Here is a 24,719-nt window from a genome sequence, read left to right as displayed (position 1 = left end):
CAGCAGCCGGGCGTTGTGCAGGCAGATCTCGACGGACCGCTCGCCGGTGGCCGGCTGGGCGAGCGGCTGGCCGGGGTCGTAGCCGCTGACGCCGAAGCGGGCGGCCTGCGGGTCGCCGGGGTAGGGCCGGGGCACGGGGAGGCGGCGGGCGATCTCGGTGGGGGTGGGGGTGCCCGGGTCGAGGGCCGGTGCGGGCGGGGCCTCGCTGCGGCGGTGCGGCGGACGGCGCAGCCACTGGGCGTAGTCGGGGATCGAGCCGAGGCGGGCGCCGAGGAGTTCGGCGGAGGGGGTGAAGTGGGCGGAGGGCTCGGGCTGGTCGCGCTTGCCGCGCAGGGCGCGGATCTCGCGCAGCACGCCGCGCAGCTGGCCGGCCATGTCGTCGGCGGTACCGAACCGCTGCTCGGGGTTCTCGGCGGTGGCGCGGGCGACGGCGAGCCGGAAGGAGCTGAGGCCGAGTCCGGGCACGTCGTCGCCGACCGCCCAGCGGGCCAGTTCGGCGAGGGTGACGCCGACGGTGTGCAGGTCGTGGGCGACGGTGAGGGGCCGGGTGCCGTCGGTCTCGGGCGCGGCGAAGTAGGGGGTGATGACGGGCGGCGGGTCGGCGCTGCCTGCCTTGCGGACGCCGCCGAGGTCGATGACCTTGATGCCGTCGAGGTGGTGGATGACGTTGGACGGCTTCATGTCGCCGTACAGGAAGCCCATGCCGTGCAGGTGGGAGAGGGCTTCCAGGATCTGGCAGCCGTAGGTGAGGACGTGCTCGATGTCGAGGACGAAGGTGCCCCGGCGGACGGATTCGACGACGGCGGACAGGGTGCGGTCGCCGACGTCCTCCATCACGATGTAGCCGCCGGAGACGGTGCCGTCCTCGTTGGTGGTGGAGACGAAGTCGCGGATCTGGACGATGCGTTCGTGGCGGATGGCGACGAGGCTGCGGCGTTCCTCGCCGGCCTGGGCGGCGCCGCGCTCGGCGTAGCGGTTGAGGAGGCCCTTGACCGCGACGAAGTCCTCCAGGTGGGTGTCCTCGGCGAGGTAGACCCAGCCCTGGCCGCCGTGGGCGATGGGGCCCCGGATGCGGTACTGGTTCTGCAGCGGCGGGCCGTCCCTGGTGAGTTCGGGACGGTACGAGTAGGGCGCCGCGCAGACCGGGCAGTAGCCCTCGTCCGGGGGCGGGGCGGCCGTGTAGGGCGGGACGAAGGCGGCGCCGCACGCCTTGGCGGAGCAGGTCATCACGATGCGGACGGGCTGTTCGGCGGCGGCCAGGCGTTCGGCGGGGCTGCCCGGGTCGAGGAGCGGGAGTTCGAGGAGCCGGGCGGGGCCGTGGTCCTCGGGGGCGGCGGGCAGCGGGGGCAGGCCGGGGGCGGTCTCGTCGCGGCCGCAGGTGTCGCAGTAGCCGGTGGGCAGGACGGCGCCGTCGCAGGGGGCGCCGGTGAAGCGGCGGTGCGGGCAGGGAATCCTCATGGGCGCCCCGCGGGGCCGGTGCGCTGTTCCGGCAGGCCGGGGCCGGCCGGTCCGGGGTGGCCGCCGGGTCCGGTGAGGTCGGCGCGTAAGTCGCGTAAGAGCTGTTTGAGCGCGGCCAGCCGGTCGCGGGGGTCGGGGAGCGCGCGCAGGTCGTGCAGGCGGCGCCGGCGGATGGCGGGGTCGGCGCCGGGGCGGGGCGGGGCGGACGCGGAGTCGGTGAGGGCGCCGAGGCGGAGCCAGACGCGCTCCATGTGCTCGGCGCGGCGCAGCAGTTCCTCGGCGCGCTCGTCCAGGGCGGGGACGAGGAGTGCGCTCTCCACCGCGTCCAGGCCGGGCCCCTCGGTGCCGCGGACGACGACGAGCAGCCGGAAGCCGAGGGTGCGGACGCGGGCCAGGACCCGGACGAGGCCGGCCGGGTCGGGGTCCTCGTCCAGGCCGATCACCGCGAGGACGGGTCCGGCGGCGGGCGGGCCGGCCAGGGAGCGTTCGGGTTCGTCGCCGCCCTCCAGGAGCCAGTCGCGGTAGCGGTTGCGCTGGTACCGGGGCGGCCGGAGCTGGGCGACCAGGGTGTCCACCAGCTCGTCGGGGCGCGTGCGGCCGCCGTGGTGGATGAGGTGGGCCCGGTGCAGCTGGTGGCGCAGGGTGCGGTCGCGGCCGCCGCCGGCCGGGACGACGGTGAAGCGGACGGCGGGCTGGTCGGTGCCCGCGAACCAGCGGCGCAGCCGGTCGGCGAAGGCGTGGTCCCAGCCGTCCGGGCCGCTCAGCTCGGCGACCAGCGGGACGAGGTGGGCGACGCGGTCGACGGGGATCATGTACGAGAAGGCGAGGTCGTTGTCGGTGGGCAGCTCCCGCTCCAGGTCGCCGCGCCAGCTGACGACGAGCCCGACGACGTGTTCGGGGCGGGCGCCCCGGCGGCCGGTGTGCACGGCGGCGCCGCTGAAGCCGGGGCGCACCACCTCGGCGTTGGTGCGGGCGTCGAGCTGGACCCAGTCGCCGTGGAGGCCGCTGATCCGGCCGGAGAGCCACATGCCGTCGGCGTCGAAGGGTGCGGCGTAGCCGCCGAGCCAGACCTCGCCGCCGCGTTCGAGGTGCCGGGTGAGCGGGGCGGGTTCGGCCTGGGGGCGGGGGCTGTCCAGGGCGAGGACGGCGATGTCCTCGCGGTCGGGTCCAGGGCGGCCGGGCAGCCAGCCGTCCGGGGCGACGCGGGCGGCGACCGGGGGGATGGCGGGGTTCTCGGCGAACTCCACCCACATCCGGGCGTGTGGGTCGCCGACGACGTGCGCGCAGGTCAGGACGCGGTCCTGGGTGATCAGTACGCCGGCGCCGCACACCGCGTTCTGCGGGCCGTCCGGGCGCAGCCGCAGCCGCCAGTCCGCTCTCAACTCCCCCATGGTTCCCGAGCGTACGCGTGCGTAGCGGTTCCTTCCCAGGGTCCGCGCACAACGGGGTGCGGACGGCCGGTTCCGGTGGCCGGACACCGTGTTCGGCTTCTGATCACGACGGAGCGGGGCGATGGAGCGCGCAGCCCCAAGTAGCGCCCACAGGCGTCGAGTTGTGAAGACTTCGTCATTCTGAGAGCGCTCTCAGTCACATGTCTTGACGCCTGTGGCGGGGCTCGCGACAGTGGTCGCACCCCCACCTCCCCCCACTCACCCCCGGAGTCGCCGTATGTTCTCGCGCCGGAAGTTTCTGACGGGCTCGGCCGCCGCCACCGCCACCGCGCTGACCTACCCCCTGTGGGGCAGCGCCCTGAGCCCGGTGGCGTCGGCGTCCGCCGCCACCTGTGAACTGGCCCTGGTGAACCGCTCGCTGCCGGGCCGCGTCAACGCCTATGTCACCGGCCACGAGCAGGCCACCGGCCGCTGGGTGCTGCTGCGGGCCGGCGGCGGGGTCTACCGGCCGGACTCCCCGGCCGCCCCGCAGACCCCGCTGCCGGTGGACTGCGCCATCCCGCTGAACGGGGCGGGCGGTGCGCCGGTCGTGCTGACGCTGCCCCAGATGTTCGGGGCCCGGGTGTACTTCGTACGGGACGACACCCTGGACTTCTACCTGAATCCGGGGCCCGCCCTGGTGGAGCCGGCGTTCGCGACCCCGGCGGACCCGAACTACGGGCGCACCTGGTCGTTCTGCGAGTTCACGTTCAACCCGCAGCAGCTGTACGCCAACATCAGCTACGTCGACCTGGTGACCGCGCTGCCGATCGGCCTGACCCTGGAGGGCGACGCCACGCACACCGTCGCCCCGCTCCCCGCCGGCGCCGTACAGCGGATCGCCGACGGCCTCATCGCCCAGGCGGCCGCGGACGGCCGGCCCTGGGACCGGTTGGTGACCCGCGGCGCGAACGGCAGCGTGCTGCGGGTCATCTCCCCGCAGAACCTGATGGCGCCCTACTTCGACCGCCCGGACCAGATGCCGTTCCGCGACCTGTTCACGGGGTACGTCGACCAGGTCTGGGAGAAGTACCGCTCGACGGACCTGCGGATCGACCTCCAGGGCGGCCGGGGCGTGCGTACCGGCCGGGTGAGCGGTGACACGCTGGTGTTCGAGGGCGGGCACACCTTCGCCCGGCCGTCCTCGAAGGACATCTTCACCTGCAACCACGGGCCGTTCACCAACAACCCGGCGGACAGCGACGACAAGAAGGCCCTGCTGGCCCGGCTCGCGGCGGGGTTCAACCGCTCGCTGATGCTGAGCCACCCGGACCAGCCGAACGGGGCCTCGGCGGCCGACTACTACCGGGGCGCGGTGACCAACCACTGGGCCCGGATCGTCCACGCCAACAGCCCGATCGGCTACGCGTTCCCGTACGACGACGTGCGTCCGGACGGGCGGCCGGACGTGTCCGGGGCGGCGAACGACGGCAACCCGAGGCGGTTCACGGTGAGTGTCGGTTCCTGACGCTCCCGGGAGGCCCGGCCGGTAGATGTTGAACTTTGAACAAGATGGGTCTACAGTGAATCTCGTTGAAGGTTAAACAACAGGTCGGGCCCACTCCGACCTCGTCCCCGAGGAGGAGCCATGGCTCTGTTCAACCGCAAGAACGACACCGCCGCCGCCGTGACCACGGCCGAGGTCGATCCCGCCCTGGCCGCCCTCTCCGGCGACTACACGATCGACCCGGCGCACAGCAGCATCGGCTTCACCGTGCGTCACGCCATGGTCACCAACGTGCGCGGCTCCTTCGCCGAGCACGAGGGTTCCCTCACGCTGGACGGCAGCGACCCGGCCAACTCGACGGCCTCGATCGACGTGAAGATCGCCAGCGTGGACACGGGCATCAAGGACCGCGACGGCCACCTGGTGAGCGGCGACTTCTTCGACGCCGAGAAGTTCCCCCTGATGACGTTCCGCTCGACCTCCGCCGAGCAGCTCGGCGGCGACAAGTACCGCGTCACGGGCGACCTGACCATCAAGGACGTCACCCGTCCGCTCGCCATCGACCTGGAGTTCAACGGCTCCGCGACCGACGTCTACGGCAACGAGCGCGTCGGCTTCGAGGGCAGTGCCGAGATCCTGCGCTCCGACTGGGGCCTGACCTGGAACGCGGCGCTGGAGACGGGCGGCGTCATGGTCAGCGACAAGGTGAAGCTGAACTTCGACATCTCCGCCATCAAGACGGCCCCCGAGGCCGCCTGACCCCCGCACCACACACCGCGCCCGCCGCCCCTCCCGTGACCGGGACCGGGCGGCGGGCGCGGTGGTGTGTCCCGTCAGCCCATCGTCTTCTGGCCGTCCAGGGCCTCGCGGATGATGTCGGCGTGGCCGGCGTGCTGGGCGGTCTCGGCGATGATGTGCATCAGGACGCGCCGGGCCGACCAGCGGGTGTCCGCCTGGAACCACGGCGCCTTCGGCAGGGGGTGCGAGACACCCAGGTCGGGCAGGGACGCGACCAGCGCGTCGGTGCGGGCGGCCGCCTCGGCGTAGGCGTCCAGCACGCCCGCCAGGGTCTCCCCCGGGAGCATCCGGAACTCGTCCGCCCGCTTCTGGTAGTCGGCCTCCGTCAGCTCGGTGAAGTCGGGCATCGCCGAGGGGCCCTTCTCGATGAAGCCCACCCAGCCCTGCTCGACCGAGGTGACGTGCTTGATGAGGCCACCGAGACACAGTTCGCTCACCGTGGTCCGCTGCCCGGCCTGCTCGTCGGTGAGGTCGCGGGTGGTGAACCGCAGGAAGTTACGGTGCTCGCCCAGCGCCTGGAGGAACTCCGCGTTCTCGTCCGAACCGGTGGACGCGGTGGCCGTCTCGTTGCTGGCGTTCATGATGTGCTGCCTTCCGTCGTTCCTGTTCCGCCGTCAGGAACGACAGTAGAAGCCGTATAGGTCAGATCGGGTCCTATTCGGGCCTCAGCGCCGCCGGAGCTTGAGCGTGTTGTCCGTCCGGGTGGTCGGATTGCCGTCCGGGTCGTTCTGGACCCGCTCGAACTCCTCGCTCAGCAGCACCTCCCACTCCCCCTCGGGCAGTTCCAGCGAGGCCAGCACCTCGTCCGGGGTCGGGAAGTGCATGGCCGCGTGGTGGTGGTCCCAGGCCGGGAAGCCCGCGTGGCCCACGATCAGCAGCACCCCGCCGGGGGCCACCGCGCGCGCCGCGCGGTGCAGGATGCGCTCGCGGGGCAGGTCGCCCATGGAGTGCAGGTAGTGCGCCGAGACGAGGTCGTACTCCCCTTCGGGGAACGAGACGCCCAGGTCGTGGAACCGCCAGTCCACCCGGTCGGCGACGCCCGCCTCGGCCGCGTGCTCGGCGGCGCGGGCCAGTGCCACCCGGGAGATGTCCGTCGCGGTGACCTGCCAGCCCCGGCCGGCCAGCCACACCGCGTCGGCGCCCTCCCCGCAGCCCAGGTCGAGCGCCCGGCCCGGCTTCAGCTCCCCGGCCTCGCGCACCAGCACGTCGTTCGGCCGGCCGCTCCAGATCCGGTCGCTCTCGCGGTACCGGTCGTCCCAGAGCTGCGCGCCGGAGGGGGTGTTGCGAATCTCCACGGCGCGCCGGGTGTCCTCCTGGACGAGGTCCCCGTTGATGGCCGCGCCCGCCTTGAGCCCGGCCGCCGCCGCGCCGATGACCTGGTCCATCAGCCCGGTCACGTTCCCGGCGACCCACACCCCGGCCGCCGCCGTGAGGCCCGTCGGGTCCGCCTCGACGTACGAGCCGAGGGTGTGCCCGCCCATCTCCAGCGGTACGGGCCGCAGCCCCAGGCTCTCCAGCAGCCCGGACCGGGCCGTGAACCGGGGCTGGACGACGACGGCCGCCCGCTCGACCACCCGGCCGCCCGCCAGTCGCACCCCGGTCAGCCGGTCGCCGGCCACCTCCAGGCCGGCCACCTCGCCGTCCACGACCGCGATGCCGCGCGCCGCGAGCTGCTCGTACTCCTCGTCGGAGGGCTCGGGCCCCTGGTGCAGGAAGAGCGTGACGTCCTCGCTCCACTGCCGCCACAGCAGCGCCTGGTGCACGGCCATGGGGCTGACCGCGATGACCCCGATCGCCGCGTCGCGCACCTCCCAGCCGTGGCAGTACGGGCAGTGCAGCACCTCGCGGCCCCACCGCTCGGCCAGGCCCTCGACCGGCGGGAGTTCGTCGGTCAGCCCGGTCGTCACCAGCAGCCGGCGCGCCGCCACGGCCGTGCCGTCCGCGCACACCACCCGGTACGCGTCGTCCGGCAGCCGCTCGGCCACCAGCGCCTCGCCGCTCAGGAACTCCACGCCGTACCCGGCCACCTCCTCCCGGCCGATCGCCAGCAGCTCCGAGGGCGGGGTGCCCTCGCGGCCCAGGTAGTTGTGGACGTGGGACGCGGGCGCGTTGCGCGGGCTGCCCGAATCGATCACCAGCACCGAGCGCCGTGCCCGGCCGAGGGCGAGGGCCCCGCTCAGTCCGGCGGCCCCGCCGCCGACCACCACCACGTCGTACATCTGCGTCATGTCGCTCATGCGCGCACCTCCATCTACGGAGATGGTGCGCCCCGCCCGGCCGGCCCGGCAAACATCCTTGCCGGTTCGGCAAGCACGGGCGCCGGGGCCGCGAATTCGCACCAGACGATCTTCCCCGGGTTCCGCTCCCCGACGCCCCACGTCTCCGCGAGCGCGGCGACCAGCGTCAGCCCGCGCCCGCTCTCCGCCATGGGCTCCGGCCACCCGGCCGCCTCGGCCACCTCACCGCCCCCGCTGTCGTGCATCTCGACCCGCAGCCGGCCCCCGGCGCACTCCCAGTACAGGAACAGCTTGAATCCGCGCCCCGGCGGCACCCCGTGCACGAGCGCGTTGGTCGCGAGTTCGCTCACGCAGAGCAGCACATCGTCCGTGTTCACCTTGCGCTCCCCGCACGCCCAGTCGACCAGGGCCTGCCCCACGAACTTCCGTACGAGCGGCACGGACCTGCGCTCACGGCGGTAGAAGGCTTCGCGGGATTCGAGGAGTTGGGTTCCTTCGTTCATGAGGCAAAGGTCACACGCTGTCACTACTGTCGAGCAGTGCGTCAGGTCGTACAACGCCGATGTACGACCTCTGACGGATCATCAAGGGCGCGTGACGGGGAGAGGCACTGCATGAAGAGCGGGAAGAACAGCAGGAAACGCGTGACGTCGTGGCACCTCATCGGCGCGCAGTTGGCGACGTTCCGCAGGGCGGCGGGATTAACGCAGTCGGCACTCGCCGAGCGCAGCCGCGTCAGCGAGGACACGATCGCGTCGGTAGAGCAGGGACGGCGCCCGCTCCAGATGGACCTGGCCATCCTGCTGGACGACATCCTGGAAACCAAGGGGGCCTTGCAGGTCGCGGTGGCCAAGGTCCCGCAGAAGGAACGGTTTCCGGCCTTCGTCCAGGACTTCGTCGAGTACGAGCAGGAGGCGGTGACCCTGATGTCGTACCAGAATCAGGTGGTGCCGGGGCTGCTCCAGACCGAGGAGTACGCGCGGTTCGTCTTCTCGTGCCAGTACCCGCCCCTGGAGCCGGATGAGCAAGAAGAGCAAGTGGCCGCCCGCCTCGGCAGGCAACGTCTCCTGGACCGCAAGCCCCGTCCCATGCTGCACTTCATCCTGGAGGAGAGCATCCTGCGCAGCGAGTTGGGAGACCCCGCCGTTATGCGCGAGCAGATCCGGCGCCTGCGCGAGTGTGCCGAGCTGCCCTTCATCGGATTTCAGATCATGCCGATGAAGCAGGCCAAGCACGCTGCTCTCGATGGCCCCATGGTTCTCCTTGAGACCCCGGACCACGACCACCTCGCCTACGTGGAGGGACAGCTGGTCAGCGTCCTCCACGATGACCCGAACGACGTCAGCGTGCTCCAGCAGAAGTATGGGATGCTCCGATCGCAGGCGCTCTCACCCGAAGAGAGCATTCGCCTCATGGAACACCTGCTTGGAGAGAGATGACCCGCGCAGCACACGGCACCGGACTCACTTGGTTCAAGTCCAGCTACAGCGGCAGCCAGGGCGGCGACTGCCTTGAGGTCGCCTACGACTGGCGCAAGTCCAGCTACAGCAGCGACCAGGGCGGCAACTGCGTCGAGGTCGCCGCTCACCCCGCCGCCGTACACATCCGGGACTCCAAGGTGACGGACGGCCCCGTTCTCACCGTCCCGCCCACCGCCTGGACCGCGTTCCTCCGGGCGAACAGCTAGCACCTCGTGGCCGCGAGGTAGACACGACGGGCCCGGATCTCGCCCTCGTACGCCTCGCGGACCGTGCGGCCGTCGAGCCGGAACCCCGCCTCCCGGACCGCCGCACTCAGCTCGTCCGCAGTGAACTCCGCCCAGTAGACGCGCAGTTCGCTGCCCAGCGGGTCGTCGACGACCTGGTCCGACGTGCCCTCCTTCGCGACGATCAGCAACTGGCCCCCGGGACGGAGCGCGGACGCCCAGCCCGCCAGGACCCCGGGCAGCACCCGCTTGGGCCGGTCGTGCAGCGAGTAGTACGCGACCAGCCCGTCGAGCGGGCCGCCGGTGAGCGCGCCCTGGTCCATGACGGCGAACCGGCAGCCGGGCCGCTCGCGCCGGGCGAGTTCGACGCAGCGGGGCGACAGGTCGATGCCGAGCACGTCGAGGCCGTACGAGGCGAGCAGAGCCGTCACGTGACCGCAGGGCCCGCAGCCCGCGTCGTACACCCGGCCACCGGCCCCGACCCGCTCCGCGAACGCGCGCAGCACCTCCAGGTCGTACGGCTTGCCGTCCAACTCGTCGCGAAAGAGCCGGAGATAGTGCTCCGCGCGCGCGTCCCACGTACGGACGACGTCAGCGGTGCTGCCGGGCTCGGGTGAGGACACGGGTGCCGCTACCAGCGGACGGGCGCGTCGGCGTACACCGTTTCGAAGGTCATGGTCGCGAAGTCTATGACGCGACTCCGTTCCCCGATCAGCCCTGTTGACTGACGATGCCGCCTTCTCGGGTCACGACGAAGCGACCGTGAAGTGGCAGACCGCTGCCGTCGGCGACGGGGCCGAGGTGCCGTCCACGGTCCGGACGTACCAGCCGTATTTGTGTCCGGCGAGCAGCGTCGGCCGGACCGAGACCGTGCCCTCCCCCAGCACTTTGCCGCTCGCGGAGCCCGGGCCCCCCAGGTAGATCGGCTGCGGCTGCTGCGGGTCGGTGTTGTCCCAGACCGAGAATTCGGCCCAGACATCGCGGGAGGGGTCCGGGTGTGCGACGTACGCGGTCAGCTCGGGGGTAGTGGTGGGGACGGTACCGAAGTCCCCGGCCGTGTAGCTCCCGTTGTGGCACCCGGGCCCGTTTGTCTCCGTGCCGGGGGCGGTCCCGGTCCGGGTGGGTGCGGTGAGCGCTCCCGCCGCGGAGGCGACCTGGGCGGCGGTCATCGCGTAATCGAACGTCGTGACCGACTGGAGGGATCCCTTCCAGAACGCGTTGGCGCGGCCGGACACCTTGTCGCGGCCGACGGTGAAGTCTCCGGTAGCCCGCCAAGTCACCGGGTGGTCGGCAGAGCCGACCGGGACACCGTCGACATACAGGGTGAGGGCACCACTCAGCGCGTCGAATGTTCCGGTGAGACGGGTCCAGCGGCCAGGCACAGCGGGCGTCCGGGAGATCGCCTGGTCCATGTCCCAGGTGTTGCTGTCGGCCTTGGGCATGCCGAACCGCCATGTCCGGTCCGTCTGGTTGAACCAGAGCATCATGCCGCTGATCCTGGAGCCGTCCTGCGCCATCACCACGGAGGTGCCTGCGTCCGGGTCGAGCTTGGCCCAGGCGGAGACGGTGAAGCTCCGCGTGGTGTCCACGACGGGGCCGTCGGCGTCGATCTCCCCGGTCATTCCGTCCAGCACCGCAGCGCCTCCGTGTTCGGTGCTCCAGCCGACACCACCCTGCACAGAACCGGAATGACCCTGCTCATTGCGGAGCGACCAGTTCAGGCGTGGCCCGCCCTTCACCGTGCCGAGCAACGGAGCATGGTCGGAGGGGGCGTTCGGCACGCAGGCCGCCCCGTTGCTCGTGGTGCAGTCGGGCTGGGCGGAGTAGTCGGCGCTGTCCGCCAGCTCGGGCAGGGAATCGCAGCTCCCGAACCCGGCTGTGGCGAACAGGTAGTCGATCTTCGAGGTCTGGACCGTTCCCTGCGTAAGAGTGCCGTCCGCCGTCGGAAGCCACTCGTTCGTGACCTTGGTTATCTCATTCGGCGTGTCACCGACGTAGTAGCCCTGCTGGTCACATTCGGCCAAGGTCCGGTACAGCGGTTGCAGGCTGTCACGCACCCGCGTGTTGAAGTCACCTCCCAGGACGACCTGCCGGAAGTCGTCCACCTGGTCGGAGACCGCCCCGATCTGTGCCTGGTATGCCGCTGCGGCCTCACCGGACGGCAGGGAGGTGTCGTAGTTGGTGAGGTGCGTCGTGCACAGATGGGTCTCCCATCCGGCGACCCCTGCGCACAGCACCTTTCCGCGTTGCTGCACTCCAGCTGGTGCCGGCAGCTGCGTCTCGCGCTTCCAGTCGATACCCCCCTTCGCCAGAATCGCCACGCTCACGTCACCCGACAGGCTGCCCCGGCAGTCGGAATCACCGTTCGGACGCGGGGTGATGGCCGATACGGCGCTCCAAGACGTGCCCGTTCGATTGAGCATGCCGAGGATCTGGTCGAGTTGACTGGGACCTCGCGCTCCGTCGCTGTTCCGCGTGCCGGCGCAGACCTCTTGAAGCAGAACGGCATCCAGGTTCTCCCCGGTGACGACCTCGGAGATCTGCGCCGCCTTCTTCAGAGTGTTGGTGCCGTCGGGCAGCCGGGTGTTGCGTTCCGGGCAGTACCCCGTTGCCCAGGGTCCGGCCCCACCGGCCTCTCCGCACACGTTCCACGTCATGACACGCAGCGGCTCGACAGTATGGGCGTTGTGCCCCGGGTCTCCGGGCACGGTGTCGAGTGCGGACGCCTGGCCCACGGACCCTGCACCGAGGAAGAGCACCGCGGAAAGCAGGGCGACCACCCCACGCCGTGCTGTTGATCTTTCTATTCGCATGGGGGAACGATAGAGGTCACTTCAAGCCGATCCCCATGGCAGACCATGGCGGAAGGGCCGGCAGCAGGACACCCCCTCACAGTCCGGCGCGCAGGGCGTTCACGCGGGCCGCCGCCGCCTCGAAGGCAGCCGGGTCGATCGCGCCGCCCAGTGCCTCGCTGAGGGCGGTCACCGCCTCGTCCCCCTGGGCGACGCTGCGCGCCGAGCACAGGATGAGGTCCATGCCCGCGGCGGCGGCCCGCACGGCGCGGGCGGACGTGCCGCCGTAGGGGGCGAGGGCGCCGGCCTCCAGGGCGTCGGTGACCGTGACGCCCGTGAAGCCGAGCCGGTTGCGCAGTTCGCCGACGACGGTCGGCGAGAGCCCGGCGGGGCGGGCGGAGTCGAGGGCGGTGTAGACGGCCCAGGAGAGCATGACGAGCTTGACGCCCGCGGCTATCGCGTCCCGGTACGGGGCCATGTCGACGCCGCGCAGGGTGGCGGCGGAGGTGCCGATCGTGACGGTGCGCAGATCGGTGTTCTGGTTCGCGGTCGCCGGGCCGAGGCCCGGGAAGTGCTTGGCGGTGGCGGCGACGCCCTCGCGCTGCTGGGCGGTGATGAAGGTGGACGAGCAACTGGCCACGGCGGCGGCCGACTTGCTGTACGAGCGCTCGTACTGGTCGGTGAAGTCGCCGTTCTTGCGGTAGACGTCGAGGACCGGGGCGAGATTGACGTTCATGCCGACGCCCGCGAGGTTCAGGCCGGCGCCCTCGCCGGTGAAGTCGGCCCACCGGTGCGGGTCGGCGGAGGCGCCGACGTCCTTGGCGGACATGACGGGTTCGCCGGGCAGCCGGCGGACCATGCCGCCCTCCTGGTCGGTCATCAGGAGGAGCGGGGCCTGTACCGGGGACGAGGCGTGGGCCGCCTTCATCGCCCTGACGACGCTCTCGATCTGGGTCAGGTCCCGGATGTTCTCGCCGAAGAAGATCACCCCGGCGGTGTGCCCCTGCGCGATCGCGTCCATCAGGGAGTCGGGCGGCGTGAGCCCCGGGTAGGAGTGGATCACGCAGCGTCCGGCGCGTTGCAGCGGGGACAGGGCGGCGTAGTGGGGGCGGGTGCCGCCGGTCGGGCGGCCGGCCGTTGGCGCGTCTTTCGCCGGCGCGCCTTCCGCCGGTCCGCGGGCCGCCTGTGCTCCGGCGGTGGGGGCGAGGCCGCCGGCCAGGGCCGCGGCTCCGGCGAGCAGGGCACCGCGCCGGCTGAGGGACGGGGTCATGGCGTGCTCCTTCATGAACGGTCGGGGAACGGTCGGGACACGCGGAGGCCGGAGCGGCCGGGGAGGTCCGCTCCGGTCTCCGCCCCCGTCGGCCGGAGGTCGTGTCCAGGATGGCAGCGGGTGCCGGCCCTCACCTCACGGGGTGTTGTTGGCCAGGGCCAGCAGGCGGGAGCGGTCGCCGCTGAAGCGGTCCCGGTCCACGTTGCCGGAGACGCCGCTCACCGATCCGGTGGAGGTGTACTGCCAGACCGTCCAGAAGGGGAAGCCCGACGGCATGCTGGGGCTGCCCGCCGAGGTCCAGTGGGCGACCCAGAGCGGGCTGCGCGAGTACATGCCGGTCCAGCCGCCGGTGCAGGTGTTCCACCAGCTGGGGCTGGTGTAGATCACCACGTCACGGCCGGTGCGGGCCTTGTACCGGTTGTAGAAGTCGAGCACCCACTGCCGCATGGCGGTCTGGGAGTAGCCGTAGCAGGTGCCCTCGATGTCGAGCACGCCGGGGAGCGTGAGGTTGTCGCGGGACCAGGCCCCGCCGTTGCTCGCGAAGAAGTCCGCCTGGGCCGCGCCGCCGGAGACGTCCGGCCGGGCGTAGTGGTACGCGCCCCGGATGACGCCCGCGTGGTAGGCGTTGTAGTAGTTGGCGCTGAACGTCGGGTCCTTGTACGTCAGCCCCTCGGTCGCCTTCATCCAGGCGAACTCGATGCCCGCGCCGCGCACGGAGCTCCAGTTGATGCCGCCCTGCCAGCTGGAGACGTCGATGCCGACGGGGTTGGCCTTGATGTTCGCGTCCGGCGTGGTGTCGAGCTGCCGGGTGTCCGGCTTGAAGTCCTTGCTGTTGTGGAGGTAGCCGACGCCCATGTACCCCTTGCCGTAGGGCACGGGGTTGTCCGGTACCGGCGCCGACGCGGCACTGCCGGACATCAGACCGAGCAGCAGCGCCGCGCTGGTGCCGATGACGCCGGCCGAGGTGAGTCTGTTGCGAGTGGTCATGAGGAGCCTCCTGCTGGTGGGGGGAGCCGCCGCTGTCCGGCCGCTCGGGCAGCACGCTTCACGCATGGTCTACGCGCGTCTACTTGTCGCGAACACGTCACAGTGAGCCACAGAATCCCGCCCCGGTAAACCGTTTCCGCCGCCCGCTAGTGGTCTAAACCTCTCGCCGCTCGCGTGAGCTGCGCGAACACCCGTGCCAGGGTGGAAAGTTTCCGTGCGGCGGCGGCGCGACCCGCTCCCCGCCGCCCACTCGATCGGGTGAACGTGCCCTACTTCGGGCATGATTCGGCACAAAGCGGCCCGGACGGACGCGATCATGCGTCGGTGATCTCTACCAACCGGACGGCACGCCGTCCCAAGTCCCCCCTCCTGGCGGGGTTCGGCGGCGCGCTCGCGCTGCTGACCCTGCTCCCCGCCATCCCGGCGACCGCCGCCGCTCCGGCGCGGGACGGCGCGGTACGGGCCACCGGTCAGCCCTCGCCCCGCGTGGTGACACCGGCCGAGCGCCGCACCGCCGCCTACCTGGACGCGCTACGGGACCGGCCGGCCCAGCTGCGGGCCTTCTTCAAGGCGCTGCCCAAGGGCGGTGACCTGCACAACCACCTGTCCGGCGCGGTGACCACCGAGTACCTGCTGCAGCTGGCGATCGAGCAGGGGCTGTGCATCGACGCGACGATGACGGCCGTGGCCCCGCCGTGCGGCCCCGGCACCCGGCCCGCCGCCGACTCCCGGACGGACGCCGCGTTCCGGCAGCAGATCATCCGGGCCTGGTCGATGCAGGACTTCCCGGCCGACGAGTCCGGCCACGACCACTTCTTCGACACGTTCGGCAAGTTCGGCATGGCCACCTGGTACGCGCGGGGCAAGATGCTGGCCAACGTGGCGGACACCGTGGTCAAGCAGAACCAGTTCTACCTGGAGACCATGGTCAGCCCGGCGTCCGAGAGCGCCAAGGCCCTGGCCGACGCGGTGGGCTACGACGCCGACCCGGCCGCGCTGCACCGCAAGCTGCTGGCCGGCGGCAAGCTGGACAAGGTGGTGGACGAGGCGGTCAAGGAGGCCGACGACACCGACGTCCAGTTCCGCGAGGCCGCGCACTGCGACACCCCGCGCCCGGCCGCCGCCTGCGAGCTGCCCGTCCGCTGGATCTCGCAGGTGTCGCGCGGCAGTTCGCCGGTCCGGGTGTTCACGCAGATGGCGGTGGGCATGCGGCTGGCGGAGCGGGACTCCCGGTTCGTCGCGGTCAACCTGGTGCAGCCGGAGGACTGGGACAGCTCGCTGGAGAACTACAGCCTCCAGATGCGGATGCTGAAGTACCTGCGCGGGCAGTACCCGGGCGCCCACCTCACCCTGCACGCCGGTGAGCTGGCACCCGGTCTGGTCAAGCCGGAGGACCTGACCTTCCACATCAACGAGGCGGTGCGGGTCGCCGGGGCCGAGCGCATCGGGCACGGCGTGGACCTGGTCCACGAGAACGACTGGCGCGCGCTGGCCCGGACGATGGCACGGCGGCAGGTCGCCGTGGAGGTGCCGTTCTCCAGCAACAAGCAGATCCTCGGCATCGCGGGCGACGACCACCCGTTCGAGGCGTACCGGCGCTACGGGGTGCCGATCGTGCTGTCCACCGACGACCCGGGCGTCTCGCGGATCGACATCAGCCACGAGTACCAGTACGCGGCGAAGACCTACGCCCTCTCGTACCCCGAGCTGAAGGACCTGGCCCGCGCCTCGCTGGAGTACGCCTTCCGGGACGGCCGCAGCCTGTGGGCGGCCGGCTCCGCGCCCTCCGGCTACCGCATGGTGACGGCCTGCCGGGCCGACCGCCCCGGTAGCGGCTCACCGAGCGCGCGCTGCGCCAACTACCTCGCGAGCAGCCCGAAGGCGGCGACCGAGTGGCGCCAGGAGGCGGCCTTCGCGGCCTTCGAGCGCACCCACGGCGGTCGCGGCTGACCCGCCCACCGCTACGCACCGTGAAGGGCGCGGGACTTCGGTCCCGCGCCCTTTCGGTTTTGCAAGAACGCGAATCAGCCATACTTCCGACCGCATTCAGCCATCGGAATTCGGAGTTCCATTTCCTTAAATCGGAGATCACCGTTGGTCTAGACAATCGATCGAGCCATTGGGTAGGTTCCCGTCACGAGATCTCAACCGCTGAATCAACCCACGCATCCACTCCACTTTTCCGGAGGAATCAATGGTTCAGGCAATTCTCGACATGACGGACCGCGCGCTCTCCCGCCTGCTGCGCGAGGAAACCGCCGAGGCGTACTGCCAGTGCCCCGCCGGCAGCTCCGTCTACTGTTCGGGCGACACCCTCGTGACGAAGTTCTGCTGCTCCTGGAACTGCGCCGCGAAGCCCACCTGCACGTACACCTACGTGTACGGCGGCTGCTGAGCCGTATCACCTCGTGTGAACGCATTTTCCGCCGCCGCCGACGGGCGGCGGCGGAAAATGCGGGTGCCGATTCCGGGAGATCCCATGAACACCCTGGCCGAACACCTCCGACTCATCTGCTGCTGCGTGGCCTCACTGGTCCTCGGGGCCTCCGCCCTGGGCAAGGCGCGCGCCCCCCGGGAGTTCGCGGACGCCGTGCGGCGCATGCGGGTGGTGCCGGCGCGGACGGTCGGGACGGTCGCGGTCGCCATGCCGATCCTGGAGGCCGCGCTCGCCGCTGCCGTCTGGATTCCACCGCTCGCCACCTGGGCCTTCGCCGCCGCGACCGTACTGACCGTCGCGTTCACCGCGGCCCTGGCGTCGGTGATCGCGCGCTCCATCGACACCTCCTGCTCCTGCTTCGGGGTCTCCGCCGCCCCGGTCGGCCCGGCCCACCTCGTGCGCAACGCGGCCCTCCTCCTCGTCGTCGGCGCCGGATGCGCCGCCACCCTGCTGCGCGATTCCACGGCGGCGCTCTTCCCCGCGTTTCCCCAGGCGCTCCTCGGATTGTTCGTGGCCGTCTGCACCAGCGCGCTCATCATCGCGACCGATGTGCTCGCCGAGGTGTTCTCCGGGCCTCGCGCGACGCATACCCGGCCCACTCATTGAATTCCCTTTCCTTATGACCGGACTCCCCCGTCCAGTGAGCGCCGAATCGAGGTCCCCTCATCATGCTTGTCGCCGCTGTCGTCATCATCGGCTGCCTTTCCCTCTTCAACCTTCTGCTCACTCTGGCCGTCGCCCGCCGTTCCTCGCAATCCACGACGAGTAACACCGAACCACCGGCGAACCGCCTGCCCGACGGCGCCCCGCTGCCCGAATTCACGGTGGAAACCCTGGAACACGGGACGATCGGCCGCGCCGATATCCAGGGCGAGGCCGTCGTCGGCTTCTTCTCCACGAGCTGCCGCCCCTGCCGCGACCAGGCACCCGATTTCGTGAAAGCGGTGCAGAACATTCCGGGTGGTCGGGAGCAGGTGCTCGCCTTCGTCAAGGGCGGCGGTCCGGCCGAAAAGGAACTGGTCGAGCTGCTCGCTCCGGTCGCCCGCGTGGTGACCGAGCCGGCCGGTGGCTCCGGAGCGTCACAGGAGGCGTTCGGCATCGTCCGCTGGCCCAGCTACCTGAATGTGGCCGCCGACGGTCGTATCACCGGGCGCGAGACGGTGGACTCCCTCGCGGTGCCGACGACCCCGTCGCCCCGGTGAGCGGGAAGGGGACCGGTCCGCGCGGCGAGGGCCTCCAGGCACTGCGGTCGGCGGGTGCCGCCATCGCCCTCGCCTGGCGGGCCGGCCCCCGGACCATCGCCGGTTTCGCGGCGGCCAGCGTCGTCGCGGGGCTGCTGCCGACGCTGGTGGCCCTGCTGGTGCGGGAGCTGTTCGACGGGATCGCCCAGCAGGCGTCCGCGGAGGAGCTGACCCGGATCACGCTCTGGCTGATCGCCGCGAGCCTCGGGCTCGCCGTCGTCCCCGCGTTCGGCGAGTACCTGCGCGGCCAGAACAGCCGGGCCATCCGCATCCGCGTCCAGGACGAACTGTTCGACGGCGTCAACCGGCTGCCGGGGCTGCGCCACTTCGAGAACCCCGCCTTCCAGGACGAGCTGCGCCTCGCCCAGCAGGCCGGCGGCACCGCGCCCGACCTGCTGATCGGGTCCGCCGTGAACAGCCTGCAGGCACTGGTGACCCTGACCGGGTTCCTGGCCACGGTGTTCGTGCTCAACCCGGTGCTCGGCGTGGTCACCGTCGTGATGGGCCTCCCGCTGTTCCACACCCAGCTCCAGGCCGGCAAGCGGCGGGCGCGGGTCCTCCAGGACAACATGCCGCGCAACCGACGCCAGATGTTCTACGGCAGCCTGCTCTCGGACACCGACGCGGTGAAGGAGATCCGCCTCTTCGGCCTCCAGGACTTCTTCCGCGACCGGGCCGGCGCGGAGTTGCGGACCGCGTCCGCCGCCGAGAGCCGCACCGACCTGCTGAACCTGGTGCGCCGGCTGCCGCCGCTGCTGCTGGGCGTCGCGGTGTACGGGGCGGGCCTGCTGTGGGCGGTGCGCGCGGTCCGCTCGGGCACGCTGACCATCGGTGACGTGTCGATGTTCCTGGCCGCCACGGCCGGGATGCAGTCCGGTGTCGCCCAGCTCGCGACCACGGGCAGCGCCGCCTACCAGGCGTCGATCACCTTCGGGTTCTTCCTGCGCCTCCAGCACGTCGAGCCGGACCTGCCGCGCCCGGCCGCGGAGCGCCCGCTGCCGCCGCTGTCCCGGGGCATCGAGCTGCGGGACGTCTGGTTCCGGTACGACGACACCTCGCCCTGGGTACTCCAGGGCGTCGATCTGACCATCCCGGCCAACGCCGCGACCGCGCTCGTCGGGCTGAACGGGGCCGGCAAGAGCACCCTGGTGAAGCTGCTGTGCCGGCTGTACGACCCGACGCGGGGCACGATCCTGTGGGACGGGCAGGACATCCGGGAGATCGCGCCGGAGAAGCTGCGCGAGCGCGTGGGCGTGGTCTTCCAGGACTACTGCCGCTACGACCTGACGGCGTCGGAGAACATCGGCCTGGGCCAGATCGGCCGGATGGACGACGCGGCGCGGATCACGGACGCCGCGAAGGCCGCAGGCATCCACGCCCGGATCAGCCGCCTGGGCGCCGGCTACCGCACGCTGCTGAGCCGGATCTTCCTGCCCGAGACGGAGCAGGGGCTCTCCGGCCAGTCGCTGTCCGGCGGCGAGTGGCAGCGGGTCGCGGTCGCCCGTGCCTTCATGCGCGGGGACGCCGAGCTGATGATCCTGGACGAGCCGAGCGCCGGCCTGGACGCGGCGGCCGAGAAGCGGCTCCACGACTCGCTGCGGGAGCTGCGCCGGGGCGCGACGAGCGTGATGATCTCGCACCGGCTCAGCTCGGTGCGCGGGGCGGACCGGATCATCGTGCTCAAGTCCGGCCGGGTCGCCGAACAGGGCGCCCACGACGAGCTGATGGCGCTGGGCGGCGAGTACGCGGGCCTGTTCACGCTCCAGGCGGACGGCTACCAGATGGGGCCTGTCCCGGGTTCCGGCGCGGCGCCGCACGAGAGCGCCGGACAGGACCTGAACGTGCCGGCGGGCCGGGGCTGAGGGGGACGCGATGCTGATGGTGCCGGCCGCGGCGGCGGGGTTCGCCGTCCTGCTGTTCCTGCTGCGGCTGACCGTGTCGGTGCTGCTGGTGTCCGGGCCGAGCATGACCCCGGCCCTGCGCCACGGGCAGCGGGTGCTGTTCGTCCGGCGCGGGCTGGTCCGGCCGCGCGTGGGGCGGATCGTGGTGCTGCGTCCGCCGCCGGGCCCGGCGGGCCGCCCGCTGCTGGTGAAGCGGGTGGTGGCGCTGGCCGGCGATCCGGTCCCGCCGGAGGTCCGCGAGGCGACCGGGGCGGCGCCGGACGCGGTGGTGCCGCCGGGCCGGCTGATGGTGCTGGGCGACAATCCGCCGTTCAGCACGGACTCCCGGCTGTGGGGCGCACTGCCGGTGTCGGACGTGGTGGGCGTCGTGCTGGAGGGGACGCGGCTGCAGGGCCGGGGCTGAGGGGACGCGGCTGCGGGGGCCGGGGCTGAGTGGGGTACGCCCCCGCCGGGGGACTAGAAGCCGCCCCCGAAGTCACCGCCGCCGCCGAAGCCCCCGCCGTCCCCGAAGCCCCCGCCGTCCCCGAAGCCCTCGCCGTCCCCGAAGCCGCCGTCGAAGCCGGACGGGTCGTAGTCGGCGCCGGAGAAGTCGCCGCCCGCGTAGTCGCCGCCGAAGTCGCCGCCGCCGTACTCGGCCGCGTACGCCGGGGTGGCGAGCATCGAGCCGAGCATGGTGCCGACCAGCAGGGTGGGCAGCAGCCCGCCCGCGAAGTAGCCGCCCGCCCAGGGGCCGTAGGCCGGGCCCGCCTCCCAGTACGGGCGGCGGGTGCCGTCGCCCGCGTCCACGGTCCGGCTCAGCGGCGCCTCGCCCTCGCGCAGCCGCACCTCGTCCGCCGCGCACACCGGGACCTCGCGGGCGCTGCCGCCCGCCGGGGACCAGCGGACGTCGGCGACCGACGGGCCGTGGCGCGGGTCGAAGAAGCAGGGCGGGCGCCGGGCCGGGAGTTCGCGGCCGGATCGGCGGGCGTCGAGCACGGCGAGCGAGTAGCGCCCCTCCTCCAGGGCCTCGGTCACCCCGCGCACGTCCGAGGGGTGTCGCGCGCCCGCCATCCGGGACTTGGCGCTCTCGTAGGAGTCGAGGGCGCGTTCGTAGTCGGCGCGCATCGCGTCGTCGGCGCCGGCCTCCGCCGGGTGGAAGTCGAGGCGTTCCAGGGTCTCCCCGTACGCGGTGATGTCCTCGTCCACGACGACCCGCAGCTTCTCCAGCGCGGCCCGCGCCTCCGCCCGCCGGCGCTCGCGCCTTCGGCGTACGACGGTGTACGCGGCGGCCCCGCCGAGGACGACCACGGCCCCGGTCACGGCCAGGCCGACGGCGGTCGCGCCGCCACCGGGCTCGGCGTGGTCGCCGCCGCTCCAGGAGGCGGGGGCGCTGCCCCGGGCCTGTTCGACGGCCCGGTCGACGAAGGCGTTGAGCTGGGTCGCCGCGTCGGTGTCCGCGCCGGGCGTCTGCACGGCCGCGGTGAGGTTGATGACCGCGTTGCGGGACATGACCTGCGGGTCGGCGCCCGCGCTGAAGGCGTCGCCGAGGCGGATGGCGTAGACGCCGGTGATCCCGGTCTCGGTGCGCAGGGTGCGCAGCACGGTGTTTTCGGGGAATGCCTCGGTGTCCGGCAGCACGGCCACGAAGACCGGTTTGTCCGCCTTCTCGATCTTCTCGCCGAGCGCGGCGGCCTGGCCCCGCGAGAGCTGGTCGGCCGCGGCCGGGTCCACGTAGACGGGCCCCCGGCGCAGGGCGCGGGCGACGTCCTCGACGGTGGAGGCACCCGTCGCGGCCGGGGCGGCGGGGACGGCGGCCGGGGCCAGGAAGAGGGCGAGGACGGACAGGACCATCAGCAGCCCCGCCAGGAACGCCGGGGCCGCACGGGTGTGGAGCGGCCGGTTCCGCATGCTTCCACGCTAACGGCTCACCCCCGCTGCCGCACACGCGTACGAAACGGGCGGGCGGTCTCCCTGACCGGAGAGGCCGCCCGCCCGTCCCGCGTCTGTCAGGCGGCCCGGTAGGCCGCCCTGAGCGCGGCCACCGCACCGGTCAGATCACCGGTGAGCAGCAGGTGGTCGGCGTCCGCGAACGGCTTGGACACCCGCGCGGTCGGCGTGCCGCCGGTCTTCTGCTGGACCAGCAGCCGGGCCCGGCCGACGATCTCCCGGCCCACCTCGGTCCGGCCCAGGCCGCTGTGCTCCGCGACCTTCGCGGCCAGGGCGAGCCCGGCGAGGGTCGCTTCGCCGCCGGCCGGGGGCTTGCGCAGGGTGGTGAGGCCCCAGCCGTACGGGAAGAGCGGGTCGTACGCCGTGTCGCCCACGTTGATCGGCAGCTGCGCCTCGGAGCGGGGCCAGCTCACGGGGAGCTGCCCGGTGAAGGGCCGCTTGCCGAAGAGGACGTCGGCGACGCCGTCGCCCTCGGAGCCCGGCAGCCAGGAGGCGACCAGTGCGTCGATGCCGTCGAGCTGGTCCCCGATGAGCTGGGGGCGGCCCGAGACGATCAGGACGGCGCACTTCATCGCGGCGCAGACCTTGTCGATCGCGGCCCGGTCGGCGTCGGACAGCTTCAGGTCGTGCCCGTTGCCGACGTCGCCGACGCCCTCCGCGTACGGGGTCTCGCCGACGACGACCACGCCCACGTCGTGGCCGGCGGTGTCGGCGGAGGCGTCCTTGGAGTACGTGACGGAGGCGGCGTCCTTCTTCATGGCGGACAGGATGGTGGTGCCCGGGGTAATGGCGCCGGACGAGCCCTGCCAGCTGATCGTCCAGCCGCCGGCCTGGTTGCCGATGTCGTCGGCGTTGGAGCCGGCCACGTACACCTTCTGCGTCGACTTGAGCGGCAGTACGCCGCCGTCGTTCTTCAGCAGCACCTGCGACTTGGCGGCGGCCTCGCGGGCCACGGCCCGGTGCTCCGCCGAGCCGATCTTCTCCAGGTTGGCGGTGTCCGCGTACGGCTGCTCGAAGAGGCCCAGCTTGAACTTCTGGGTCAGGATGCGGGCGACCGCGTCATCGATCCGGGACTGCGGGATGCGCCCCGCGGCGACCTCGTCCTGGAGCGTCTTCGTGAAGTCCTTGTACTCGGTCGGGACCATGATCATGTCGAGCCCGGCGTTGACGGACGTGCGCACGTCGCTCGCGTAGTCGCCGGGGAGCTGGTCGATCGCCTTGTAGTCACTGATGACGAAGCCCTCGAAGCCCATGCGGTCCTTGAGGACACCGTTGATCATCTCGGCGTCGCCGTGCATCTTCACCGGGCCCCGGTCGTCCCCGATGATGTCCAGCGAGGAGTAGGACGGCATGACCGTGCCGACGCCCCGCTTCACCGCGTCCGCGAAGGGCGCGAGGTGGACGGCCTCCAGCTCCTGCCGGGTGACCTTGGTGACGCCCTGGTCGGTCGTGTACGAACCGGTGGTCGACGAGCCGTACTCCGTACCGCCGTCGCCGACGTAGTGCTTGGCGGTGGCCAGCACCTTGTCGTTGCGGTCCAGGTCCCTGCCGTCGGCCGCGCCCTGCATGCCCTGGATCACCGTCTCCAGGGACTCCACGAGGGCCGGGTCCTCACCGTACGCCTCGTAGGAGCGGCCCCAGCGCTCGTCGCGCGAGACGCAGAGGCAGGGGGCGAAGTCCCACGGGACGCCGGTCGCGCGGACCTCGCTCGCGGTGACGGCACCGGTCTTCCGGGCCAGCTTCGGGTCGCGGGTGGCGCCGAGGCCGACGTTGTGCGGCATGATCGTCGCGCCGACCAGGTTGTTGTGGCCGTGCACCGCGTCCACGCCGTAGATCAGCGGGATCTGGAAGCGGGTGGCCTGGGCGCGCAGCTGGTAGCCGTCGATCATCTTCGCCCACGCCTCGGGGGTGTTGGGCGAGGGGACCGAACCGCCGCCGGAGAGCAGCGAGCCGAGGTCGTAGGTCGCGATGTCGCCCTGCGAGGCGAGCGCGTTGCGCTCGGCCTGGGTCATCTGGCCGGCCTTCTCGGCGGGCGACATCCGGGCGAGCAGGTCGGCGACGCGCTTCTTCACCGGCAGCTTCGGGTTCTGGTACGGCAGCCCGTGGGCGTCGATGACGGCCTGCGGGTTCTCCTTGGGCGGCCGGGCGCCGGTGACCGTCAGCTCCAGCGGGATCGTCTTGGCCGCGGAGGCGCCGGGGGTCTTCTTCGTCGCGACGGCCACGTGGTGCGTGGTGCCCGACGCGGTGCCCGCGGGGAAGGTGTACGTGCCGCTGACCGGGGTGAAGTCGGTGCCGGACTCGGCCGTTCCGCCCTTCGTCGCGTACGCGACGGTGACGGGCTCCTCCAGCGGGACGGACCCGGTCGTGGTGAGCGTGAAGCCGAGGGACGCGGTCGCGCCCTGCTTCACCGGGACCACCGCCGCCTCGGTGACGACGCTCGCCTTCAGCGCCGCGTCGGCCTTGCCGTACAGCTCCACGCCGTCCATGGCGAACTTCCCGGGGGCGCCGGGCGGCAGGGTGAGGGCGTACCCCCACATCTCGTTCAGGCCGAGCACCTGGTCGATGCCGCCGACGGGCTGGTAGTCGCCCCGGTAGGTGAAGTCGGCGAACGGGATCTCGACGAGGTGCCAGCCCTCCCAGTCGTCGGTGAACGAGGTGGTCCACAGCTCGGACGCCTCGCCGTGGGCGCCGCCGTCCTTGATCTCGAAGGCGATCCGCTTGCCCGAACCGGGCGGCAGCGGCGCGGTGTTCTGGCCGTACCACCAGAAGCGGATGCCCTTGTGGGCGGACCAGTCGTGGGCCGGCTGGTCGGCGGCGTAGTCGTGGCTGAAGCCGCCGTAGCCGCTGATGTCGTAGGTGCCTTCGAGGACCTTGGCGCCCTCGGGGGCGTCGGTCCGGTCCTTCAGGGCGAGGGTGGGCGGGTCGTCGGCGTCGCCGCCCCAGGTGAAGATGCCCTCGGCCGGCTGGGTGGCGAAGGGCACCTCGCCCTCGAAGCGGTCGACGGCGACGGGCGCCGGTTCGTCTGCGGCCGGGGCGGCCGTGCTGGGGGCGGCCCCGGCGAGCAGGCCGGCCAGCACGGTGGCGGCGGCC

General features: G+C 72.1%; 21 protein-coding genes. 10 read left to right on the top strand and 11 right to left on the bottom strand.

The annotated features are described in order from the left end of the window. Both MHW47_RS14060 and MHW47_RS14055 read right to left on the bottom strand, forming a co-directional pair. Positions 1-1,458 (bottom strand): serine/threonine-protein kinase (locus tag MHW47_RS14060; protein WP_239223380.1); only part of this gene is annotated, 1,458 nt, incomplete at its 3' end. Beyond that, the gene (locus tag MHW47_RS14055; RefSeq protein WP_239223379.1) at positions 1,455-2,849 is read right to left on the bottom strand and encodes a serine protease; all 1,395 of its coding nucleotides are present in this window, start codon (positions 2,847-2,849) and stop codon (positions 1,455-1,457) included. The genes MHW47_RS14060 and MHW47_RS14055, both read right to left, overlap by 4 nt. A 277-nt stretch (positions 2,850-3,126) precedes the next feature. Between MHW47_RS14055 and MHW47_RS14050 the strand changes: the two genes are divergently transcribed. Together MHW47_RS14050 and MHW47_RS14045 are read left to right on the top strand one after the other, a co-directional pair. Further along, positions 3,127-4,356, top strand: a complete 1,230-nt coding sequence (locus MHW47_RS14050; protein WP_239223378.1) for a glycoside hydrolase family 64 protein — start codon at positions 3,127-3,129, stop codon at positions 4,354-4,356. A gap of 120 nt (positions 4,357-4,476) precedes the next feature. Then, positions 4,477-5,094: a YceI family protein gene (locus MHW47_RS14045; protein WP_239223376.1), complete on the top strand. Its 618-nt coding sequence runs from the start codon at positions 4,477-4,479 to the stop codon at positions 5,092-5,094. 74 nt (positions 5,095-5,168) lie between these two features. On the opposite strand, the gene MHW47_RS14040 is transcribed toward MHW47_RS14045, so the two are convergent. The 3 genes from MHW47_RS14040 to MHW47_RS14030 form a co-directional block, all read right to left on the bottom strand. Next, positions 5,169-5,714: a DinB family protein gene (locus tag MHW47_RS14040; RefSeq protein ID WP_239223374.1), complete on the bottom strand. Its 546-nt coding sequence runs from the start codon at positions 5,712-5,714 to the stop codon at positions 5,169-5,171. Positions 5,715-5,798: 84 nt separating this feature from the next. After that, positions 5,799-7,370: a methyltransferase domain-containing protein gene (locus MHW47_RS14035; protein WP_239223373.1), complete on the bottom strand. Its 1,572-nt coding sequence runs from the start codon at positions 7,368-7,370 to the stop codon at positions 5,799-5,801. 14 nt (positions 7,371-7,384) lie between these two features. After that, complete coding sequence (locus tag MHW47_RS14030; RefSeq protein WP_239223372.1) at positions 7,385-7,873, bottom strand: ATP-binding protein; 489 nt, start codon at positions 7,871-7,873, stop codon at positions 7,385-7,387. A 111-nt stretch (positions 7,874-7,984) separates the two neighbouring features. Here MHW47_RS14030 and MHW47_RS14025 point away from each other — a divergent pair, with 111 nt between their 5' ends. Together MHW47_RS14025 and MHW47_RS14020 are read left to right on the top strand one after the other, a co-directional pair. Beyond that, positions 7,985-8,809, top strand: a complete 825-nt coding sequence (locus MHW47_RS14025; RefSeq protein ID WP_239223371.1) for a helix-turn-helix transcriptional regulator — start codon at positions 7,985-7,987, stop codon at positions 8,807-8,809. Continuing rightward, complete coding sequence (locus MHW47_RS14020) at positions 8,806-9,057, top strand: DUF397 domain-containing protein (RefSeq protein ID WP_239223370.1); 252 nt, start codon at positions 8,806-8,808, stop codon at positions 9,055-9,057. The genes MHW47_RS14025 and MHW47_RS14020 overlap by 4 nt, the downstream gene beginning before the upstream one ends. On the opposite strand, the gene MHW47_RS14015 is transcribed toward MHW47_RS14020, so the two are convergent. The 4 genes from MHW47_RS14015 to MHW47_RS14000 all read right to left on the bottom strand — a co-directional run bounded on the left by MHW47_RS14015 (position 9,054) and on the right by MHW47_RS14000 (position 14,124). Next, positions 9,054-9,698, bottom strand: a complete 645-nt coding sequence (locus MHW47_RS14015; RefSeq protein WP_239223369.1) for a trans-aconitate 2-methyltransferase — start codon at positions 9,696-9,698, stop codon at positions 9,054-9,056. The genes MHW47_RS14020 and MHW47_RS14015 overlap by 4 nt on opposite strands. A gap of 123 nt (positions 9,699-9,821) precedes the next feature. Then, on the bottom strand, positions 9,822-11,732 hold the full coding sequence (locus tag MHW47_RS14010; RefSeq protein ID WP_239223368.1) for a LamG-like jellyroll fold domain-containing protein: 1,911 nt from the start codon (positions 11,730-11,732) through the stop codon (positions 9,822-9,824). Between the two features lie 232 nt (positions 11,733-11,964). Beyond that, positions 11,965-13,137, bottom strand: coding sequence for a glycoside hydrolase family 3 N-terminal domain-containing protein (locus tag MHW47_RS14005; protein WP_239223367.1), 1,173 nt, complete (start codon positions 13,135-13,137; stop codon positions 11,965-11,967). A 135-nt stretch (positions 13,138-13,272) separates the two neighbouring features. Beyond that, positions 13,273-14,124: a GH25 family lysozyme gene (locus MHW47_RS14000; protein ID WP_239223366.1), complete on the bottom strand. Its 852-nt coding sequence runs from the start codon at positions 14,122-14,124 to the stop codon at positions 13,273-13,275. Positions 14,125-14,448: 324 nt separating this feature from the next. Here MHW47_RS14000 and MHW47_RS13995 point away from each other — a divergent pair, with 324 nt between their 5' ends. From MHW47_RS13995 to MHW47_RS13970, 6 genes are all read left to right on the top strand, one after another. Beyond that, complete coding sequence (locus tag MHW47_RS13995) at positions 14,449-16,074, top strand: adenosine deaminase (RefSeq protein ID WP_239223364.1); 1,626 nt, start codon at positions 14,449-14,451, stop codon at positions 16,072-16,074. A 244-nt stretch (positions 16,075-16,318) separates the two neighbouring features. Continuing rightward, entirely contained in the window at positions 16,319-16,519 is a 201-nt protein-coding gene (locus tag MHW47_RS13990) for a hypothetical protein (protein ID WP_239223362.1), read from the top strand. Positions 16,520-16,603: 84 nt separating this feature from the next. Continuing rightward, entirely contained in the window at positions 16,604-17,167 is a 564-nt protein-coding gene (locus MHW47_RS13985; protein ID WP_239223360.1) for a MauE/DoxX family redox-associated membrane protein, read from the top strand. A 62-nt stretch (positions 17,168-17,229) separates the two neighbouring features. Beyond that, positions 17,230-17,763, top strand: a complete 534-nt coding sequence (locus tag MHW47_RS13980) for a redoxin domain-containing protein (RefSeq protein ID WP_239223358.1) — start codon at positions 17,230-17,232, stop codon at positions 17,761-17,763. Next, on the top strand, positions 17,760-19,664 hold the full coding sequence (locus MHW47_RS13975) for an ABC transporter ATP-binding protein (RefSeq protein ID WP_239223356.1): 1,905 nt from the start codon (positions 17,760-17,762) through the stop codon (positions 19,662-19,664). Before MHW47_RS13980 ends, MHW47_RS13975 begins: the two co-directional genes overlap by 4 nt. Before the next feature lie 10 nt (positions 19,665-19,674). Further along, entirely contained in the window at positions 19,675-20,106 is a 432-nt protein-coding gene (locus MHW47_RS13970) for a S26 family signal peptidase (RefSeq protein ID WP_239223354.1), read from the top strand. Between the two features lie 53 nt (positions 20,107-20,159). Here the strand turns inward: MHW47_RS13970 and MHW47_RS13965 are convergent, their stop codons facing one another. Together MHW47_RS13965 and MHW47_RS13960 are read right to left on the bottom strand one after the other, a co-directional pair. Then, positions 20,160-21,590 carry a hypothetical protein gene (locus tag MHW47_RS13965; RefSeq protein ID WP_239223352.1) on the bottom strand — a complete coding sequence of 477 codons (1,431 nt, stop codon included), beginning with the start codon at positions 21,588-21,590 and terminating at the stop codon, positions 20,160-20,162. 98 nt (positions 21,591-21,688) lie between these two features. Continuing rightward, on the bottom strand, positions 21,689-24,719 hold a 3,031-nt coding region (locus MHW47_RS13960; RefSeq protein WP_239223350.1), incomplete at its 5' end, for a glycoside hydrolase family 3 N-terminal domain-containing protein.

This window comes from Streptomyces sp. OfavH-34-F (assembly GCF_022347745.1).
GTDB lineage: Bacteria > Actinomycetota > Actinomycetes > Streptomycetales > Streptomycetaceae > Streptomyces.
Note: the sequence above shows the minus strand (reverse complement) of the source record. Positions and strands in the feature narration are given on the sequence as shown.

What these genes read in the sequence shown, in the direction of transcription:
- MHW47_RS14045 (WP_239223376.1), top strand. Translation starts at nt 4,477, where the DNA reads ATGGCTCTGTTCAACCGCAAGAACGACACCGCCGCCGCCGTGACCACG.
- MHW47_RS14030 (WP_239223372.1), bottom strand. Translation starts at nt 7,873, where the DNA reads ATGAACGAAGGAACCCAACTCCTCGAATCCCGCGAAGCCTTCTACCGC.
- MHW47_RS13970 (WP_239223354.1), top strand. Translation starts at nt 19,675, where the DNA reads ATGCTGATGGTGCCGGCCGCGGCGGCGGGGTTCGCCGTCCTGCTGTTC.
- MHW47_RS13980 (WP_239223358.1), top strand. Translation starts at nt 17,230, where the DNA reads ATGCTTGTCGCCGCTGTCGTCATCATCGGCTGCCTTTCCCTCTTCAAC.
- MHW47_RS14025 (WP_239223371.1), top strand. Translation starts at nt 7,985, where the DNA reads ATGAAGAGCGGGAAGAACAGCAGGAAACGCGTGACGTCGTGGCACCTC.
- MHW47_RS14020 (WP_239223370.1), top strand. Translation starts at nt 8,806, where the DNA reads ATGACCCGCGCAGCACACGGCACCGGACTCACTTGGTTCAAGTCCAGC.
- MHW47_RS13965 (WP_239223352.1), bottom strand. Translation starts at nt 21,590, where the DNA reads ATGCGGAACCGGCCGCTCCACACCCGTGCGGCCCCGGCGTTCCTGGCG.
- MHW47_RS14010 (WP_239223368.1), bottom strand. Translation starts at nt 11,732, where the DNA reads ATGACGTGGAACGTGTGCGGAGAGGCCGGTGGGGCCGGACCCTGGGCA.
- MHW47_RS14050 (WP_239223378.1), top strand. Translation starts at nt 3,127, where the DNA reads ATGTTCTCGCGCCGGAAGTTTCTGACGGGCTCGGCCGCCGCCACCGCC.
- MHW47_RS14055 (WP_239223379.1), bottom strand. Translation starts at nt 2,849, where the DNA reads ATGGGGGAGTTGAGAGCGGACTGGCGGCTGCGGCTGCGCCCGGACGGC.
- MHW47_RS14005 (WP_239223367.1), bottom strand. Translation starts at nt 13,137, where the DNA reads ATGACCCCGTCCCTCAGCCGGCGCGGTGCCCTGCTCGCCGGAGCCGCG.
- MHW47_RS13985 (WP_239223360.1), top strand. Translation starts at nt 16,604, where the DNA reads ATGAACACCCTGGCCGAACACCTCCGACTCATCTGCTGCTGCGTGGCC.
- MHW47_RS14040 (WP_239223374.1), bottom strand. Translation starts at nt 5,714, where the DNA reads ATGAACGCCAGCAACGAGACGGCCACCGCGTCCACCGGTTCGGACGAG.
- MHW47_RS14000 (WP_239223366.1), bottom strand. Translation starts at nt 14,124, where the DNA reads ATGACCACTCGCAACAGACTCACCTCGGCCGGCGTCATCGGCACCAGC.
- MHW47_RS14035 (WP_239223373.1), bottom strand. Translation starts at nt 7,370, where the DNA reads ATGAGCGACATGACGCAGATGTACGACGTGGTGGTGGTCGGCGGCGGG.
- MHW47_RS13990 (WP_239223362.1), top strand. Translation starts at nt 16,319, where the DNA reads ATGGTTCAGGCAATTCTCGACATGACGGACCGCGCGCTCTCCCGCCTG.